At 59.4% G+C, this 17,735-nt stretch carries 14 protein-coding genes and 1 other RNA gene; 9 read left to right on the forward strand and 6 right to left on the reverse strand.

Annotated elements, in window-relative coordinates:
* The gene (locus ACWJKU_RS12765) at positions 1–891 is read left to right on the forward strand and encodes a carbon-nitrogen hydrolase (RefSeq protein ID WP_454142681.1); all 891 of its coding nucleotides are present in this window, start codon (positions 1–3) and stop codon (positions 889–891) included.
* 124 nt (positions 892–1,015) lie between these two features.
* Here ACWJKU_RS12765 and ACWJKU_RS12770 read toward each other — a convergent pair whose 3' ends face one another.
* On the reverse strand, positions 1,016–1,339 hold the full coding sequence (locus ACWJKU_RS12770; protein WP_454142682.1) for an H-NS histone family protein: 324 nt from the start codon (positions 1,337–1,339) through the stop codon (positions 1,016–1,018).
* 716 nt (positions 1,340–2,055) lie between these two features.
* Here ACWJKU_RS12770 and mfd point away from each other — a divergent pair.
* The 7 genes from mfd to ACWJKU_RS12805 all read left to right on the forward strand — a co-directional run bounded on the left by mfd (position 2,056) and on the right by ACWJKU_RS12805 (position 9,990).
* On the forward strand, positions 2,056–5,538 hold the full coding sequence (gene mfd / locus ACWJKU_RS12775) for a transcription-repair coupling factor (RefSeq protein WP_454142683.1): 3,483 nt from the start codon (positions 2,056–2,058) through the stop codon (positions 5,536–5,538).
* A 103-nt stretch (positions 5,539–5,641) separates the two neighbouring features.
* Positions 5,642–6,652: a DUF475 domain-containing protein gene (locus ACWJKU_RS12780; RefSeq protein ID WP_454142684.1), complete on the forward strand. Its 1,011-nt coding sequence runs from the start codon at positions 5,642–5,644 to the stop codon at positions 6,650–6,652.
* 110 nt (positions 6,653–6,762) lie between these two features.
* An RNA gene (ffs, locus tag ACWJKU_RS12785) (signal recognition particle sRNA small type) lies at positions 6,763–6,859 on the forward strand.
* Positions 6,860–6,909: 50 nt separating this feature from the next.
* Entirely contained in the window at positions 6,910–8,565 is a 1,656-nt protein-coding gene (gene dnaX / locus ACWJKU_RS12790; RefSeq protein WP_454142685.1) for a DNA polymerase III subunit gamma/tau, read from the forward strand.
* Between the two features lie 11 nt (positions 8,566–8,576).
* Positions 8,577–8,900 carry a YbaB/EbfC family nucleoid-associated protein gene (locus tag ACWJKU_RS12795; RefSeq protein ID WP_454142686.1) on the forward strand — a complete coding sequence of 108 codons (324 nt, stop codon included), beginning with the start codon at positions 8,577–8,579 and terminating at the stop codon, positions 8,898–8,900.
* 37 nt (positions 8,901–8,937) lie between these two features.
* On the forward strand, positions 8,938–9,534 hold the full coding sequence (recR, locus tag ACWJKU_RS12800) for a recombination mediator RecR (RefSeq protein ID WP_454142687.1): 597 nt from the start codon (positions 8,938–8,940) through the stop codon (positions 9,532–9,534).
* Between the two features lie 111 nt (positions 9,535–9,645).
* Positions 9,646–9,990 carry a histidine triad nucleotide-binding protein gene (locus ACWJKU_RS12805; protein ID WP_454142688.1) on the forward strand — a complete coding sequence of 115 codons (345 nt, stop codon included), beginning with the start codon at positions 9,646–9,648 and terminating at the stop codon, positions 9,988–9,990.
* 291 nt (positions 9,991–10,281) lie between these two features.
* Here the strand turns inward: ACWJKU_RS12805 and ACWJKU_RS12810 are convergent, their stop codons facing one another.
* On the reverse strand, positions 10,282–10,719 hold the full coding sequence (locus ACWJKU_RS12810; RefSeq protein ID WP_454142689.1) for a hypothetical protein: 438 nt from the start codon (positions 10,717–10,719) through the stop codon (positions 10,282–10,284).
* Between the two features lie 457 nt (positions 10,720–11,176).
* On the opposite strand from ACWJKU_RS12810, the gene ACWJKU_RS12815 reads away from it, so the two are divergent.
* Complete coding sequence (locus ACWJKU_RS12815) at positions 11,177–12,067, forward strand: 5'-nucleotidase (protein ID WP_454142690.1); 891 nt, start codon at positions 11,177–11,179, stop codon at positions 12,065–12,067.
* 160 nt (positions 12,068–12,227) lie between these two features.
* Here ACWJKU_RS12815 and ACWJKU_RS12820 read toward each other — a convergent pair whose 3' ends face one another.
* From ACWJKU_RS12820 to ACWJKU_RS12835, 4 genes are all read right to left on the reverse strand, one after another.
* Positions 12,228–13,955 (reverse strand): cation:proton antiporter, encoded by a 1,728-nt coding sequence (locus ACWJKU_RS12820; protein WP_454142691.1) that lies wholly within the window; start codon positions 13,953–13,955, stop codon positions 12,228–12,230.
* 120 nt (positions 13,956–14,075) lie between these two features.
* A complete protein-coding gene (locus ACWJKU_RS12825) occupies positions 14,076–15,167 on the reverse strand; it encodes an ABC transporter ATP-binding protein (protein WP_454142692.1) in 1,092 nt (363 codons plus the stop codon).
* 37 nt (positions 15,168–15,204) lie between these two features.
* On the reverse strand, positions 15,205–17,280 hold the full coding sequence (locus tag ACWJKU_RS12830) for a glucoamylase family protein (protein WP_454142693.1): 2,076 nt from the start codon (positions 17,278–17,280) through the stop codon (positions 15,205–15,207).
* Between the two features lie 185 nt (positions 17,281–17,465).
* Positions 17,466–17,726 carry a site-specific integrase gene (locus tag ACWJKU_RS12835; RefSeq protein ID WP_454148135.1) on the reverse strand — a complete coding sequence of 87 codons (261 nt, stop codon included), beginning with the start codon at positions 17,724–17,726 and terminating at the stop codon, positions 17,466–17,468.
* Positions 17,727–17,735: the final 9 nt, after the last annotated feature.

Here is a 17,735-nt window from a genome sequence, read left to right on the forward strand (position 1 = left end):
ATGACGCAGACACTTAAAATAGGTTTGGTGCAACAGCCCTGCGGGTCCGCGGACAAAGACGTCAATTTGCAGGTATCGATTCGAGGCGTGAAAGACGCCGCCGCCCAAGGCGCGGAACTGGTACTGCTGCCGGAACTCCATCTCGGCCCTTATTTCTGCCAGACGGAAGATTGCAGCCGCTTCGATCTGGCCGAACCGATACCGGGGCCGACCACCGAGATTCTCGGCGCACTCGCCAAGGAGCTTGGAATAGTCATCGTGGGTTCGCTGTTCGAGCGGCGCGCTCCGGGGCTATATCACAATACGGCCGTCGTCCTGGAAAAAGACGGCAGCTTGGCGGGCAAATACCGAAAAATGCACATACCCGACGATCCGGGGTATTACGAGAAGTTCTATTTCACACCCGGAGATATCGGCTTCAAACCTATAACGACCTCGCTGGGAAAACTGGGAGTCCTGGTATGCTGGGACCAGTGGTATCCGGAAGCCGCCCGGCTGATGACTCTCGCGGGCGCCGACGTGTTGCTGTATCCCACGGCGATCGGCTGGAATCCGGACGACGACGCCGACGAACAACAGAGGCAATTACAAGCCTGGATAACCATTCAGCGGGCGCACGCCGTCGCCAACGGCCTGCCGGTTATTTCCTGCAATCGCATCGGACACGAGCCCGATCCCAGCGATCAGAGCAAAGGCATTTTGTTCTGGGGAAATAGTTTTGTCGCCGGCCCGCAGGGAGAGATTCTTTGCCAAGCCGATGCGGAAGAAAACCGGGTTATGGTGGTCGAAATAAACCGCCGTCGGTCCGAGGATGTCCGGCGAATCTGGCCGTACCTGCGAGACCGGCGGATCGAAGAGTATGGAGGATTGACCAAACGTTATCTGGATTAGCGAAATCGGCGCAAATCCGGGAAATAAATCCGTCGACGGCCAGGCTTCGGGAACTCGAAATCCTTCGTTTGCACGGAATTATACAGGGCCCCGGCGCTCCAGCCGGGAACCTTGCAACGCCCGATCAGGACTTTACTTCGAAGTCTTCCAGACGATGGCCTTGATCGATGAGGGTTTGCAGCCATTTCGGCTTCATACCCCGACCGGTCCACTTTTGAGACAGATTATCGGGGTTTTGATACTTGACCGGAACCTTACTGCCTTTTCTCCCGGAAGGTTTTGCGCCCTCGGTGATGTCCACATTAACACCGATCGAAGCGGCCAATTCCTTTATCTTGCCTATGACCTCCCTGCGCTTACTTTCCTTCTTTTCCTTCAGTGCTTTTTGAGCGTTTTCGATCATGCTCGCCAATTCGGCTTCGGAAAGGTCTGTTAAGTTGCTCTTCATGGATTACCTCTATTATGAAATTGATAAAACAAGATATAGATTAACCTTGTAATGACGTAATTAGTATATTAAAAAAATATAAAAAATGAATCACTGATGATGCCTGCTTTTCGCGGAGAATACCGGGCGGTTTTTTTCGGAGGTTCAAATCGCGCTGCTGCAACTCCGGATCCCATTAACGGATTTATGGCGCGAGTCTTTGAAAAGAATAAAGACCGACTACACGGAACCCTGACGGCTTGTACATTCCGATCACCCGTCACATAGTTCCGACGATGATACCGTCTTCCGTTTAAGCATGGGCTATCCGAACCCGTCGCCTTAGAATATGCGCCTGGACAAAAGATTCCGGAGAGTTCGCTTTGCGTAACGTTCCTGACAACATTCGGCCAACCCGCATCCATATACGTCTCTCCCGCCCGGTCGATTCATTCATTTGCCCGACTAAACGGAAGTCATTCAGCTTAGACAATCCGATGGAAACGAAGCACGCCGATTCCGCAAGTTCTCCCATTAAAGAAAACGGTTGGCGTTATTTCGGCGGGATTCCAAGAACCCGGGCGTATCGGCATCGGTCCTACAAGTCAACATTTGGACCTTATACATAGACAGACATTCCAAATACCGCCGACCGGCCCGAACAGAGTTCGGAACGGCATTCCTGCGGCGGCGACTACCCGGTTGGTTATTTACCCGACATTCATCACTTCAGAGCCATGAATCAAGCCGAAAAACATTTGGGAATCCTCTCGCCGTTCGCGCCGGCTGCGCCGGTCCGTAACGGCCCGCCCCTGGTCTGGCGAAACCTGAACGGGTGCGCCGATTCTTTAGCCCTGGCTCAGGCCGTAAAGCGAGATAAACGGCTGTATCTGATCGTCACCGAAGACACGCAAACCGCTCTCAGGCTCGAACACGAAATCGAGTTTTTTCTTGGCGGAAGCGCGCCGGTACTTCACTTTCCCGATTGGGAAACCCTGCCTTACGACGTTTTTTCTCCCCTGCCCGAAATCGTTTCGGAACGGCTGAAAACGCTCGCCCGACTGGCACGCATCGAACACGGCATACTGATCACCCCGGTCGCCACGCTGATGCAGCGGCTGGCCCCGCGCTCCCACGTATTGGCCAACACCTTTGTATTAAAGGTGGGCGGCCGGCTAAATCTCGAAGAAACCCGGCAAAGGCTGGAAAGCGTCGGATATGAATGCGTGTCGCAAGTTCTACAGCATGGAGAATTTGCGGTACGAGGTTCGATCATCGACCTTTTCCCCATGGGCAGTACCGTGCCCTATCGCATCGAGCTTTTCGACGACGAGGTGGAATCGATCCGGACTTTCGATACCGAAACCCAGCGCTCGCTGGAAAAGGTCAGAGAAATCAGTTTATTTCCCGCCCGCGAATTCCCTTTCGACGAGGAAGCGATCAAACGGTTTCGGCGAGCTTTTCGAACGCATTTTTCCGAGACGTCCATCAACAATCCTTTATATCAGGACGTCAGCAAAGGCATTGCGTCGAGCGGTATCGAATACTATTTGCCGCTGTTCGTGGACGAAACCGAAACCTTGTTCGACTATCTGCCCGAAAAAGCCACGCTCGTTCTGCATCACTCGATCGACGACGCGGCCGAGGCATTTTTTCGAGAGGTCGAAAAACGGCACGATCAACGATCGGGACATGTCGACAGGCCCCCGCTCGCGCCGGAACTGCTGTATCTCCCTCCCGGCGTTCTGGCCGAACGACTCGACGCGCATCCCAGAATCCGGATCGCGTCATCCTCCGAGCAGCCCGTCGAACGGTTCGATCCGGTCGATTACGACGGCCGACCGCTTCCTCCCGTCGCCATCGATCCGAAATTGAAACAGCCGGCTGCCGCGCTTTCGTCCTTCATCGCCGAGACGCCGGGCAAGATTTTGTTCGTGGCGGAAACCGCGGGACACCGGGAAGCGCTGCTGGACACCCTGGCCAAATACGCCATAAAGCCGCAAGTGGTCGAAAGCTGGCAAGATTTTCTCACCGCCGAGAAAAGCCCCTGCCTGGTCGTCGCGCCGATGGATCACGGTCTGTGGCTCGCCGCCCCTCCGCTGGCCATCATCACCGAGACCCAGCTTTCCGGAGAAAAGGCCCAACAACGGAGACGGCGCCGGTCGGCTGCCGACCGCAATCTCGAGCAGATCTTCCGCAACCTGGAAGAACTGGATATCGGCTCGCCGGTGGTGCATCAGGACCACGGCGTGGGCCGCTATCTCGGCCTGACCAAGCTGACGGTGGGCGGTATCGAAACCGAGTTCCTCGCGCTCGAATACGCCAACAACGACAAGCTGTACGTCCCGGTTTCCTCACTGCACCTGATCAGCCGTTACAGCGGCGCCAGCCCGGACACCGCCCCTCTGCACAAACTGGGCGGGGAGCAATGGCAAAAGGCCCGGCGCAAGGCGCTGGAGCGGGTAAGGGACGTCGCGGCGGAACTGCTGAACATTTACGCCAAGCGCGCCGCCAAGGAGGGGCATGCCTTCAATACCGTCACCGAGGAATATGCCGCCTTCGCCGCCGGTTTTCCCTTCGAGGAAACGCCCGACCAGGAGAACGCCATCGTCGACGTCATCAAGGACATGGCTTCGAACCGCCCGATGGATCGGGTCATCTGCGGCGACGTCGGCTTCGGCAAGACCGAGGTGGCTTTGCGAGCGGCGTTCATTGCCGCCCAGAACGGCAGGCAGGTGGCGGTTCTGGTGCCCACCACCCTATTGGCGCAACAGCATTATCAAAACTTTCGGGACCGGTTCGCCGACTGGCCGATCCGGGTCGAGGTAGTTTCCCGCTTCGTCGGCAAAAAACAGCAGGAGCAACTCCTCGAAGATTTGGCCAAAGGCACGATCGACATTCTCATCGGCACCCACAAGATTCTGCAAAAGGACGTCCGCTTCAAGAATCTGGGGCTGGTGATCGTCGACGAAGAACACCGCTTCGGCGTCGCCCAAAAAGAACATTTCAAGAAACTGCGCAGCGAACTGGACTTCCTCACCCTGACCGCGACGCCGATTCCGCGCACGCTCAACATGGCGATGTCCGGACTCCGGGACATTTCCATCATCGCCACGCCGCCGCCCAACCGTCACGCCATCAAGACTTTCGTCAGCGAATGGGACGATGGCTTGATCCAGGAAGCGATGCTCCGGGAAATCAAGCGCGGCGGCCAGGTTTATGTTCTGCACAACAAGATCGAAACCATGGAAAAAACCGCGCGGGACCTGGAAAAGCTGGTGCCCCTCGCCCGTATCCGCATCGCCCACGGACAAATGGCGGAGCGGGAACTGGAGCGCATCATGCTGGATTTCTACCATCAGCGCTTCAACGTACTGCTTTGCACCACCATCATCGAAAGCGGCATCGACGTCCCGACGGCGAACACCATCATCATCAACCGCGCCGATCTGCTCGGGCTCGCTCAACTGCACCAGATCCGCGGGCGGGTCGGCCGCTCGCATCATCGCGCTTACGCTTACCTGGTGGTACCGCCCAAACCTTTGATGACCGCCGACGCCGTCAAGCGGCTCGAGGCCATCGAGGCCACCGGCGAACTCGGCGCCGGGTTCATGCTGTCGTCCCATGACCTCGAAATCCGCGGCGCCGGCGAATTGCTGGGCGACGAACAGAGCGGCCAGATTCAGGAAATCGGCCTCAGCCTGTATACCGAGTTGCTGGAACGGGCCGTGGCGGCGCTCAAATCGGGCAAAATGCTGGATCTCGACATGCTCCCTCACGAGGCCGGCCCGGAAATCGACCTCCAGTGCCCCGCCCTCATCCCCGACACCTACCTGCCGGATATCCACACCCGCCTCGTACTCTACAAAAGGATCGCCAACGCCAAAAACGAAGACGATTTGCGCAAGCTGCAAGTGGAAATGATCGACCGCTTCGGGCTTCTGCCCCCGCCGACCAAGAACTTGTTCGCGATCACCGAACTCAAACTGAAAGCGGAAGCGCTCGGCGTTCACAAGATCGAAGCGGGCGCCGGAAGCGGCCGTTTATTGTTCAATCCGAATCCGGCCATCGATCCGGCCCAAGTTATCCGGCTGATTCAAACCCAGCCGCAAACCTACAAGCTCGACGGCCCGGATAAACTGAAGTTTTTCGCCCGCTTCGACAGCCCCGAGAGCAAGGCCGCTTTCATCGGCCAATTGCTGGAGCAACTGGCCGCCTAGACGGACATGGCCGGCTTCTGCCAGGAATCCCCGGAAACGCCGTCCCTGGCCGAACGCCCGGTTTTCCAAACACCGTAGCCGTGCTTTTCGACGCGGAGCTCCTGTGCGGTATTTCCTGTTTTCCATCCTGATATCGTTGATCGGCTTGTCCGCCGCCTATTATTGGGCGGGAATGACTGGTCTTTTCCTGGCCGGCATCCTGAGCGTCATGGAAGTCAGCCTGTCGTTCGACAATGCCGTGGTCAACGCCTCGGTGTTGAAAAACATGAGCGAACGCTGGCAGCGGCGCTTTCTCACCTGGGGCATGGTCATCGCCGTATTCGGCGCGCGTTTCCTGCTGCCCATCCTGATCGTAGCCGTCGTTACCGGGCGCGGCTTGCGGGATGTGGCGATCATGGCGTTCCGGGACAGCGACGAGTACGCTCGCCACATCATGTCCGCGCACATCCAGATTTCCGCCTTCGGCGGCATGTACCTGCTGCTCGTGTTCTTCAGTTTTCTGTTCGAGTCGGAAAGAACCTTGCACTGGCTGGGTTGGATCGAACGCCGCTTGTCGCGCCTCGGTAAACTGGAATCCATCGAGGTCGTCGCCGCGCTCGCCGTTCTTTTGACCGCCCAACGCTATCTGCCGCCCGAAGAGCGCCTGGAGGCCCTGATCGCCGGATTGACGGGCGTCATTCTGTTCGTGCTGGTAAAAAGCCTGTCCGCCCTTTTCGAAAACTCCAAGGCCGCCGAAAACACGGCGCACAAGGCCGGACTCGTATCGTTTCTGTATCTGGAAATACTCGATCTGTCTTTCTCGTTCGACGGCGTGATCGGCGCTTTCGCGTTATCCAGGGATGTCGTGATCATCATGCTGGGCCTGACCATCGGCGCGATGTTCGTACGCAGCCTGACGGTTTTTCTGGTTCACAAGCGCACTCTGGACGAGTATCTGTTCCTGGAGCACGGCGCTCATTACGCCATAGGCGCCTTGGCCCTGTTGATGCTGGCCGGCATGGTGGTCGAAGTATCCGAACTGATCACCGGATTGACCGGCATCGGATTCATCCTGCTGTCGCTGCTGTCGTCCATTCGCTACAAGCGAAAACGATTGCGCCGGAAAACCTTTTGAGACAGACATCATATTTCCTTGAAGCCTTGCCCTTAATCGACGATAATACCCGTTCTTTAGTTCGGCCCGGGCATTCCCTAGGTCGAGTTTCCGAGTTCAATGGCGAGTCGCGTCGGTCCCCTCGCAACGATACTCTGCAAACCCCGTCAGGCCCGGAAGGGAGCAGCGGTAGCAGCGGATTCGTGTGCCGAGGTGCGGCTGGCACGACTTGCCGCCCTAATTCATTCGTCCCGGTCGATCGCCTGCACAAACCCGCAATGCCGTATCAGGCCCTAGCCCGAAAGTGGCGTCCCCGCACCTTTAGCGAAATCGTCGGTCAGGAACATGTGGTCCGGGCGTTGACCCATGCCCTGGAATTCGACCGGATGCATCACGCCTATCTTTTCACCGGCACCCGCGGCGTCGGCAAGACCACCATCGCCCGGATTCTGGCCAAGGCGCTCAATTGTGAAGATCGCAAAACCTGCGATCCGTGCGGCGAATGCGCGATCTGCCGGGAAGTGGACGAAGGCCGCTTCGTCGATTTGATCGAAGTGGACGCCGCCTCGCGCACCAAGGTCGAGGACACCCGTGACCTGCTCGAAAACGTGCAGTACGCGCCCGGCCAGGGGCGGTACAAGATCTATCTGATCGACGAAGTGCACATGCTATCGGGGCACAGCTTCAACGCCCTGCTCAAAACCCTGGAAGAACCGCCGCCCCACATCAAATTCCTGCTGGCCACGACCGATCCGCAAAAAATTCCGGTCACGGTGCTGTCCCGGTGCCTGCAATTCAATCTGAAACGGCTGACGCCGGACCAGATCCGAATCCAGATGGAAGAGATTCTGAGGCGCGAGAACATCGAATTCGAGGCCAACGCCGTGAAGTCGCTCGCCCGCGCCGCGGAAGGCTCGATGCGCGACGGGCTGAGCCTTCTCGATCAGGCCATCGTCCACGGCGGAGGCCGCCTTCGGGAAGCCGACGTCAGCCTCATGCTCGGCACCGTGGCGAGACATCCGGTGTTCGAGCTCCTGTCGGCATTGGCCGAAAGCGACGCCGCGGCGCTGTTGCGGCATATCGAGCAGATGGCGGAACACGCGCCGAATTTCGCCGACGTACTGCAACAAATTCTGATCGTCCTGCACCACGCATCCTTGGCCCAATGGGTTCCCGAGGCGATCAGGCGCGAGGACGATGCCGACCGGATCCTGGATCTCGCGGGCCGGATCGGCGCCGAAGATTTACAACTGTTTTATCAGATTGGCCTGATCGGTCAGCGGGACCTGCCGCTTGCCCCCGATCCGCGCTCGGGCTTCGAAATGGTGATGCTGCGCATGCTGGCCTTCCGGCCGGCGGCGAACGCGGCGGAAACGATCCATGCCGCCGGCGCGGCGCCTCCGCGGAAAGCCGACCCGCCGAAAGCGGTCCATCCGGTCGAGACTCGATCCGCCCCCGCCGCAATCAAGGCCGAGGCCAAGCCCGTGCCCGCACCGATTCGGACGGACATCGAACCCGCTCCCGCGGCACCCGCGAACGCGCCCCGAACCGAACTGCGCCACGACTGGCCCGAGCTGATTCGGGCGATGGGCATTGCCGGGATGACCCGCGAACTGGCCAACAACTGCGTGCTGCAAGACCTGGACGAAAAATCCTGCGTGCTGGCGCTCGACCCGCAGCACGCTCACCTCCGCGTCAGCCGGGTGGAAGCCAACCTGGAAAAAGCCCTTAGGGATTATTTCCGAAACGCCTTGAAACTGACCATCAAAATCGAAGCGCCCGGACAGGAAACGCCGGCCTCCCGGATCCAGCGGCAAAAAGAGGAACGCCAGCGGACGGCGGAAATCGAAATAGAGCAAGACGAGAACATCAGAGCGCTGAAAGAACGTTTCGACGCCCGCATCGTCCCCGGTTCCACCAAACCCCTAGACTGACGGAGAATCCCATGAAAAACCCGCTCGCCAACCTTATGCAGCAGGCGCAAAAGATGCAGGAAAACCTGCAAAAGGCCCAAGACGAGTTAGCCGCCTTGGAAGTCCAGGGCGAATCGGGCGGCGGACTGGTCAAGGTCGTCATGAACGGCAAGAAGGAAGTGAAAAAGGTCAGCATCGACGAAAGTCTGGTAAAGGACGACCGCGACATGCTGGAGGACCTGGTCGCCGCGGCCGTGAACGACGCCGTGAACCGGGTCAATCGCCTCAAGCAGGAAAAAATGTCCGCCTTGACCGGCGGCCTTGAGTTGCCGGCCGGATTCAAGCTCCCGTTTTGAACCGGCCTCGGCTCGCCTCTCGACCGTCCTAGCGCCCATGCCGAAAACCGGGGCTTTGTCCCAGTTGATGCAAGCCTTGCGCTGTCTGCCGGGCATAGGTCCGAAATCGGCTCAGCGGATGACGTTTCATCTGCTTCAGCGCGACCGGCAAGGCGCGCGGCATCTCGCCGAATCGCTGCTGGCCGCCCTCGAAAAAGTCGGTCATTGCGCGCTGTGCCGCACGCTGACTGAGGGCGAACTCTGCAACGTCTGCGCCAATCCCAATCGAGACAGATCGCAGCTGTGCATCGTAGAAACGTCCGCCGAAGTTTATGCGATCGATCAGGCCACCGGCTTCAAGGGGCTGTTTTTCGTGCTCAACGGCAGGCTTTCTCCGCTGGACGGCATCGGCCCGGACGAATTGCGCCTCGATCTCCTGGAGCGGCGGCTGGAATCGGGCGAAGTCGCGGAAATCATCCTGGCCACCAATACCACGGTGGAAGGCGAAGCCACGGCGCATTACATCAGCGAGATGGCGAGGCGGAACGAGGTTCGCACGACTCGCATCGCCTACGGCGTTCCTTTCGGCGGCGAACTGGAATACGTCGACGGCGCCACCCTGGCGCATGCGTTCAACGGCCGCAAAGACTTCTGACCCCGAAAACGGGCCGTCGACCGCTTCGTCACGGTGCGGAAAGGCCCTATGGGTTCCGGACGTCCGGCCTTACTATTTGCCGCTTCTAGGTTAAACCGAACGGAGGAGACGATGACGGATTGTCTGTTTTGCAAGATGGTCGCAGGCGACATCAAGCCTGCGGTGGTATATGAAAACGATCACGTGCTCGCGTTTCGGGACATTCGGCCGCGGGCGCCGGTTCACGTGCTGATCGTACCGAAGCGGCATATCCCGACCCTCGACGATCTGCCCGAGGACGATTCGGCGCTGGCCTCCGAGCTGTTGCAGGCGGTCAGGAAGGTCGCCCGGGCCGAAGGCATCGCCGAAACAGGCTACCGCACGGTCATCAATTGCCGGGGCGATTCCGGGCAGGAAGTTTACCATCTCCATCTTCACGTCCTCGGCGGACGGCCGATGAGCTGGCCTCCGGGCTGAACCCGGCGTCGGCCGGAATGTCTCGGCGGATTGCGGGCGCGCCGGCCCCGAGCTTAGTCGAAGGGACGCCCGGCGCGAAGGCCGAGAACGCCGCCATCGGGCCGCACGGCGGCTTCTTGCACGCCCACTCGTCGGCGCATCGAAAATCCGGCGCGCATTGCCGGATCTTTATTCATCAGGCCCGTAAATACCTTTCCGGCATTTCGGGCCGAGGCCAGGACCGGTATACGCCCGGCCTTGGCTGACGCGGCTTGCCGCCGCGCCGGACCTCCCGCAGCCATCGGGCGGACGCTATTCTTCATCGCCTTCCGGGTGGAAGTCGATGCCGAGAATCGACCAATTCTTGAAATCGGTCGGATCGTTCTCGACCAAGTGCATTTTGCAGGCAAATTTCCTCTCCACCTGCCCTTTCTCGGGATCGGTCATTCTGACGCCAGAACGAATGACGTAGGTTCGATTGCCCAAGGCCCAGGCTTCGTATTTTGCGTCGAGGAAGTCCGCATTTTCAGGCAGCAGCCCCTCCTCTTTCATCGCATTCTTGCAGTGCATCAGCGCGAAGTCGGTACGCTCGTTTTTGACGCTTCCCAGTTGTTCTTCTTCCGCCTCGGTCTCAAAAAACATATTCGACTCGACCACCTTCATCACGAAGGGAAGGATGGCTTTGTCCAGAAAGGCATAAAGCAGGATGACGAAGAGAAATAAAAAAAGAAGTGAATACTTGCTACGCATTAAGTCTTTCATAACCGACGCTTTGTTATAGTTTCGGGTGATTTGGCACGTTTCTCAAAGGAGGACAGATTTTGCGGCAGCGGAAAAAAAATGTATATATTGACCTCGCCCAACCGGACGACTTTTCAAATCTCTCGGCCGGTCGGGACGATTGACCGCAAAACAACAATAAGACCGGCCGGACAGCCGTTAGTGCCCGTGCCGGGACTACCGACGGCGCGAGCGGACTCCGAATCCGGTGGGCACCTCGTACATTTTCTGATCTGATGCAGCGTCCGCGAGAGCAGACGCTACCCCGTTCGAGCGTCCCCGAGCATTGCCGGACGGGACCGGAATGGCCCTGCGGGGAGACTCCCCGCCCTGAAACAAGCACCGCGACCGGCGGCGCCTGAATCAACACAGGCGGACCATCGACCGCCACTTCGCCTGAGCGAAAAATACTCTAACGACAAGGCCTATGAAACAGGACAAGAAACTAGTCGTGGCGATCTCTTCCAGAGCCTTGTTCGACCTGGATGAATCCCACGCCATTTTCGAACAGGAGGGCAAAGAAGCCTTTTGCCGGTACCAGGTCGAGCACGAAGACAAGGTATTGTCACCCGGCGTGGCTTTCTCGCTGGTCAAGAAACTCCTGGCGCTGAACCGGGTATTGCCCGCTCCGATGGTGGAGGTCATCTTGCTGTCGCGCAACAGCGCGGATACCGGACTCAGGGTTTTCAACTCGATTCGGCATCATGAGCTCGATGTGTGCCGCGCGGCGTTCACCAGCGGCCAATCGCCGTTCAATTACATCGCGGCTTTCGGCGCCCATCTGTTTCTCTCCGCGAACGCGGAGGACGTGGCCAAGGCCTTGGATGCCGGATACGCGGCGGCCACCATCCTGTCGTCCAGCAAGTCGGCGAACGAATCCGAGCAACTGCGAATCGCCTTCGACGGCGATGCCGTGCTGTTTTCCGACGAATCGGAGCGGATCTATCGCTCCGACGGCTTGCAAGCCTTCACCGAAAATGAAATTATCGAGGCCCGAAAGCCGCTTTCGGGCGGTCCGTTCAAGGCGTTTCTCGCCGCTCTGCATCAAATTCAAACCTTGTTCGGCCCGGATCAGTCGCCGATCCGGACGGCTCTGGTGACCGCCCGGGCGGCTCCCGCACACGAACGGGTGGTCCGCACCTTGCGCGCCTGGAACATCCGCATCGACGAAGCGCTGTTTCTGGGCGGCATGGACAAAGGCCCGTTCCTGCGGGCGTTCGGCGCGGACATTTTTTTCGACGATCAGAAAGGCCACTGCGAGTCCGCCAGCCTTCACGTCGCCACCGGCCACGTGCCGCACGGCATCGCCAATCGCTAAAGCCTCCACTGCTTTTATCCTAAAAACTGCCGTCGAATCGCCGAAATGACCGCAAGGCCACGCCAGTCGCCGCATGCCCTTAGGCCTTTTCAGGTTGTTTCCAGCGGCCGGGTCGAGAAACGGAACCCGGCATTTTCGCGGAGTTGCCGGGATTCCTTCGTCATCCCAGCCTACTCGTCCACCGCAGATGTCCGTGACGCTTTCGCTCGGCGTCGACTTGCCGCTCCACCTCGTCCTTGGAGAAACCGAGCATGGTCAGGACTTCCGCCGCGACCAGCAGGCTGGCTTCGAACATCTCGGGCACGACATGATTGGCGCCGGCCATGATCAATCCGGCGTAGTCGCTATGGTGCCGAGTCCTGACGATGACCGGCAACACATAGCCCGACGAGCGGATTTGCGAGACCGCCCATTGCGCTTCCCTCAACGATTTGAAGGTCAGAATCGCAAGGCGGGCGCGGTCTATATGACAATGTCTGAGCAGATCGATCCGATTGCAACTCCCGTAAATCACCAAATCCCCGGCGGCACGGCCGCGTTTCACTTGCTCGCCGTCGATGTCCATCGCGATGAACGGTACCTCGTTGGCGCGCAGAAATTTCGCGACCATCTGCCCGACCCGCCCATAGCCGGCGAGAATCACATGATTCGTCAATTCTGCCGGGATACGGTCTCGTTCCCGATCGCGCGGCGAAACGCGCAGCCCGAGAATGCGAGCCAGGGTCTGGGTGATTTCGAAGTTGCGGCGTATCAATAGGGGACCCAAAGCCATGCTGGCCAAGGCGACGAGCAGTACCTTCGAGGCCATCGGCGCCGTCAACAGGCCGGCTTCCCTGGCCAGGGCGATCAGAACGAAGCTGAATTCGCCGGCCTGCGCCAGAATGAGCCCGATCTTGCTGGCCGTGGCGAAGCCCTCCCCCATCAATAGCCCGGAGAGAAAAGTGACGCCCGCTTTGCACAGCACCAGCAGCAGGGTTCCGGCCAGCAGAATCTGCCAGTCGCTGACCAGCAGCCGCACATCGAGCTTCATTCCGATGCCGACGAAAAACAGCCCCATCAGGATATCCCTGAATGGCCGGATGTTGGCTTCGACCAGAGGACGGAACTCGCTCTCGCCCAGCATCGCTCCGATGATGAACGTCCCGAGCGCCATGGACAATCCGAGGGCGTTGGTCAGCCAGCCCGAAACCAGCACGATGACCAGCGTCGTCAGCACGAAAACCTCTTCCGACTGGGCTTTGGCGACCTCCCGAAAAATCCGCGGGAGCCCCCAGTTCGCGAAACTCAAAAGAATGGCGCCGAGCAAGCAGGCTTTGACCACCGGAAAAACAATCTCCCGAGACAGGAGCCGGTCCCAGGCATCGCCCAGGGCCGGAATCAAAACCAGCAGCAAAATGGCGGCAAGATCCTGGAAGATCAGTACGCCCACAGCCAACTGCGCGTGATGGCGGTTGATGAGTCTCAAATCCCGCAGTTCTCGAACCGCGATGGCGGTCGAGGACAAGGCCAGCGCGCCGCCGATCACCCAGGACGAAACCGAGGGAATTCCTTCGGCAAAAACCAGCAGCCCCGCGATAACGGCCGCCGACAGGACGAATTGCAAGGACCCCAGCCCGAATACCGAGCGCCGCAAACCGAACAGCTTGGGCAGAGAAAATTCGAGCCCCAGTTCGAACAGCAGGAAGGTTACGCCGAGATCGGAAATGAAATGGATATTTTGCCCGTCGCTGACCAGACCCAGCGCGGACGGCCCGATCACGGCGCCGGCGAACAGATAAGCCAGAATATCGGGGATGCGGAGACGCCGAAAAACGACGATACCAACCAGCGAACTGGTCAGAATGACCAGCAATTCGAGAAAAAAAGCCGGCTGTTTCCACTCAATCATGATGCTCGTCCCGGCCGAAGACACCTGGCCCATTGAGCGAAGCCGGCGGCGAATAAGATTCCGACATGCTTTTTTCCGGTTCGTTCGGCGCCGCAGCGGCCGTCTTACCGGGAAATGGATCTAATCGAACAGATAGATCTGATCCGGCGATACCGCCAAGCGAACCGCCTCGTCCTTGGAAAATCGGTGCAGTCCGGTCAATCGCGCCGTCCAGACCGGCGCCTCCGTCGGTCGATCTGCGCTCCGTCCCGGACGAAAGTGCAGCAAGGTTTCGTGACCCAGGTATTCTGCATTGACCACCGTCGCCGGAAAACCGGCTCCGCCGTCTTCCGACAAGCGCGCGGCTTCCGGCCGGAAACCCGCGGTCACCGGCAGGCCGAGACCGCGAAGGCTTGCCGCGCACTTGTCGGGCAAGACCAGTAGAGCTTGTCCAGCGACCACGAGTTGCAGCCGTCCGTCGAGATCCTTTCGCAATTCCGCGGCAAACAAATTCATCGGCGGATTGCCGATGAATCCCGCGACGAAGGCGTTCGCTGGGTGTTCGTAAAGCGCCTTGGGATCGGCCACCTGCTGAATCCGGCCCTGGTCGAGCACGGCGATGCGCTGCCCCAGGGTCATGGCTTCTACCTGGTCGTGAGTGACGTAGATCATGGTCGCGCCAGTGCGCCGCTGCAAATCGCCGATTTCCGCCCGCACCTGAGTGCGCAACTTCGCATCCAGGTTCGACAGCGGCTCGTCGAGCAGAAACACCGTCGGCTCCCGCACCAGCGCCCGGCCCATGGCGACGCGCTGACGCTGCCCGCCGGAAAGCTGCTTGGGCAAGCGGTCCATGACTTCTCCCAATCCGAGCATGTCGGCGGCCCAACCCACCCGGCGCCTGATTTCATCTTTCGAGAGTTTCCGCATCTTCAGGGGAAATTCGAGATTGCCGCGCACCGTCATGGTCGGGTACAGGGCGTAGTCCTGGAACACCATAGCGATATTCCGCTGCTGCGGACTGAGATCGTTCGCCACACGGTCGCCGATCCGGATGATGCCGGACGTGATCTCCTCGAGTCCCGCCAGAATTCTCAGCAAGGTGGATTTGCCGCAACCCGAGGGACCGACGAAAACCATCAGCTCGCCGTCCTCGATGCGAAGGCTCAAATCGGAGACGGCGCGATGGCCGTTGGGATAGGTTTTATCGACGCGCTCGAATTCGACGCTGGCCATCCTTGAAATGCCTAAATCGGATGATAAGCCACTCGGTTCACGGCGCCTGATCGACGAACTTTTCGAACCCGATCAAGGGCAAGGCCCGCTGTACGATCGGATCGGCCGCGAAGCGCTTCTGTACCGCATGATCGGCGAGATGGTTCGCCAGCGCCACCAGAATCATCGCCTGGTTCAGACACAGATAGTTGTACGCCACTTCGCCCGTCACGGGATTCACGGCGTCGTAGAAGCCGAAATCGCCGTAAACGGGATAAAGCTCGGCCAGTTTCCGCAGATTGGCGGCGGCTCCCGAAGGTTCCGCGAGCAAGGCCAGCGCCGCCGCATGGGGCGTTACCGCGCCGTCGGCATAACCCGCCGTACCGAGAACCTTTACGCCGTACTCCGAATAGCGGTCCGCGCCCGGCGTCGAACTCGGCGACATACCCCAGACCGGATAACCGAGCGACTCCAGAGCGTACACCCGATGTATGTCGGCATGGACTTTGCCGTTGTAGCCGAGACTGGCCGGCGCGTACTGCGCTTCGTCCAGTACCAGGGACGGCATCAGCGCCTCGAACAGGCTGCCGCCCCAGGAAGGCACGTAGCGGTAATCCCGCCACTGATAATAACCTCCGATCCAGCGAAAACCGTTCGCGCTCTTTTCGTTGCGCGCCAGGGGCGGCAGCGACTGCCACTCGAATTCCGCCGACAACGTGCGCGCCATGCGGAACCAGTGCTCCTCGGGAACATCGCCCTTGCCGATGGCGATCAGGCTACCGATGCGGGATTCGGCGTAAAACACCCCGTAATGAAAGGTCGAACGCAGCGCCATGTTCACGTAATACCCGTGGGACATGAGCTTGTGGCCGGGATCGTAAAAAAACCGGTAATCCTCCCGGTCGATCAGCCGGGTGCAGCGGTCGGCGAGTTCCGGAAACGCCTGCCGTGCGACCATGAGTCCCGCCGTCAGCCAGGACGAGTCCACGAAAGAGATGAAATGGCTGGTGCGCTCCAGCGTCGTGGTGTTGTAGTAATTGAAATAAAAGCCCCGGTAGGTTTCCAGAGCCTCCAGGGTCGCGAGCGTCGCCGAGAGCCGCTCCAGCGCCTGTTCCCGGGTGATGAATCCGAGTTCGTGGGCGGCGGTCACCGCGAGAAAATGAAATCCGATATTGGTGACACTGGTGTAATCGCCGATTTTCGAATCGGAGAGATTGACCGAGCCGTTGCCGAAATGAACCCGATCCAGCGGCAGACCGTGCAGCTTGTCGGTCAGGGCATCGAGCCCGCGCCAGGTATCGCTGGCGATGCGATAGAGAAACTCGCGCTCGTCGGCGGGCAGGGTCTTGCCGTCGATCAAGGCCGCAGCGGGCCAGCCGGCCAGCCGCTCCCGCAGCTTGGAACGCGCCGCCGCTTCGCCGCCCAAAGCGTCCTCCCAGGCCTTCTTCTTTTCGGCGACGACCGGATCGCCGGTGCCGGGCCCCGGTTTGCCGGTCTTGATCAGGGCGATATCGTCGACCCAATAAGCCCCCTTGCGGACGCGCATCTCGCGCGGCGGAAGACTGATGACGAAAGCGGACAACTGCCTCCAATCCTTGATGCCGATCATGTAATTCAAGGGTATGATGACCCGTTTCCACCGATCGGTAATGCCGCTGACCATGAAGCTGCCGACTTCCTTCATCCCGTTTCCCGCCGAATCCGGACGGCGAAACTGCACCTCGAACTCGGGGTTGAAGCCTTCGGCCGGATCGCCCTTGACCCAAAAGCTCAGATGATCGTAGTCCGCCGCATCTAGACCTTTCAAATCCAGCGACGCGCCGAACTCGCCGCCGGTTTCAGGGAGATCCACCGAATCGGTCGGCAAGGGCAGCGCGTAGCTCACATGGAGCGAGCGCCCGGAAGCGGCGTTCGCCCGGTCTTCGTCCAGCCGAAACGCCACGCCAGCCGGCTGCCGCTCCGCAAGGATCTTCCAATCGCCAGACAAGGCGGCTTCGTCCGTCTTGCCGTCGAAATCCGCCAAACGAAGCTCTTTCAGCACCGGTTCATCGGTCACGGCCAGGTCGCTTCCCCCCGCCGAAAACGCCATCACACCCAAGCCAACCATCAAAAACAGTCTTTTAATCGGATTCACGTGCCCGCCTGCCGGTTGTCGATCACTCAACAAAACCCGGCTCAATTTCGTCGAAGATGCAAAGAATAGAGGATGCCGGAGGGCATCTCAATTCGCGGGGCGATGGGTTTGCCCGATTCTAGCGCGTTTTCATCTCGCGTTAGCGGCCTTCCGCCCGGAAGCTTGTGTCGCCCCTAACGTTGCTTCTACGTCCGTATTGAAAACGCTTCAGCCCGTGTCACGTTCTCCAGCCAGGGTAACTCGACACCCAGTACCTCCCGGTCAAGGAACAAGATCGCCGAAAGCGCCTGCGACTGAGTGGATGCCGCGACGTTTCGCTGCGTCGCCAGGTGAGAGAGAAAGGCTTCGACTTCCGGTGCGGACATATCCTTGGGGTGGCGTTTGCCATGGAAGAATATGAACCGTTTGATCCCATGGACGTAAGCGTCTTGAGGTTGGCTGCGAATTTCGGATAC

Source organism: Methylocaldum sp. MU1018, assembly GCF_053646775.1.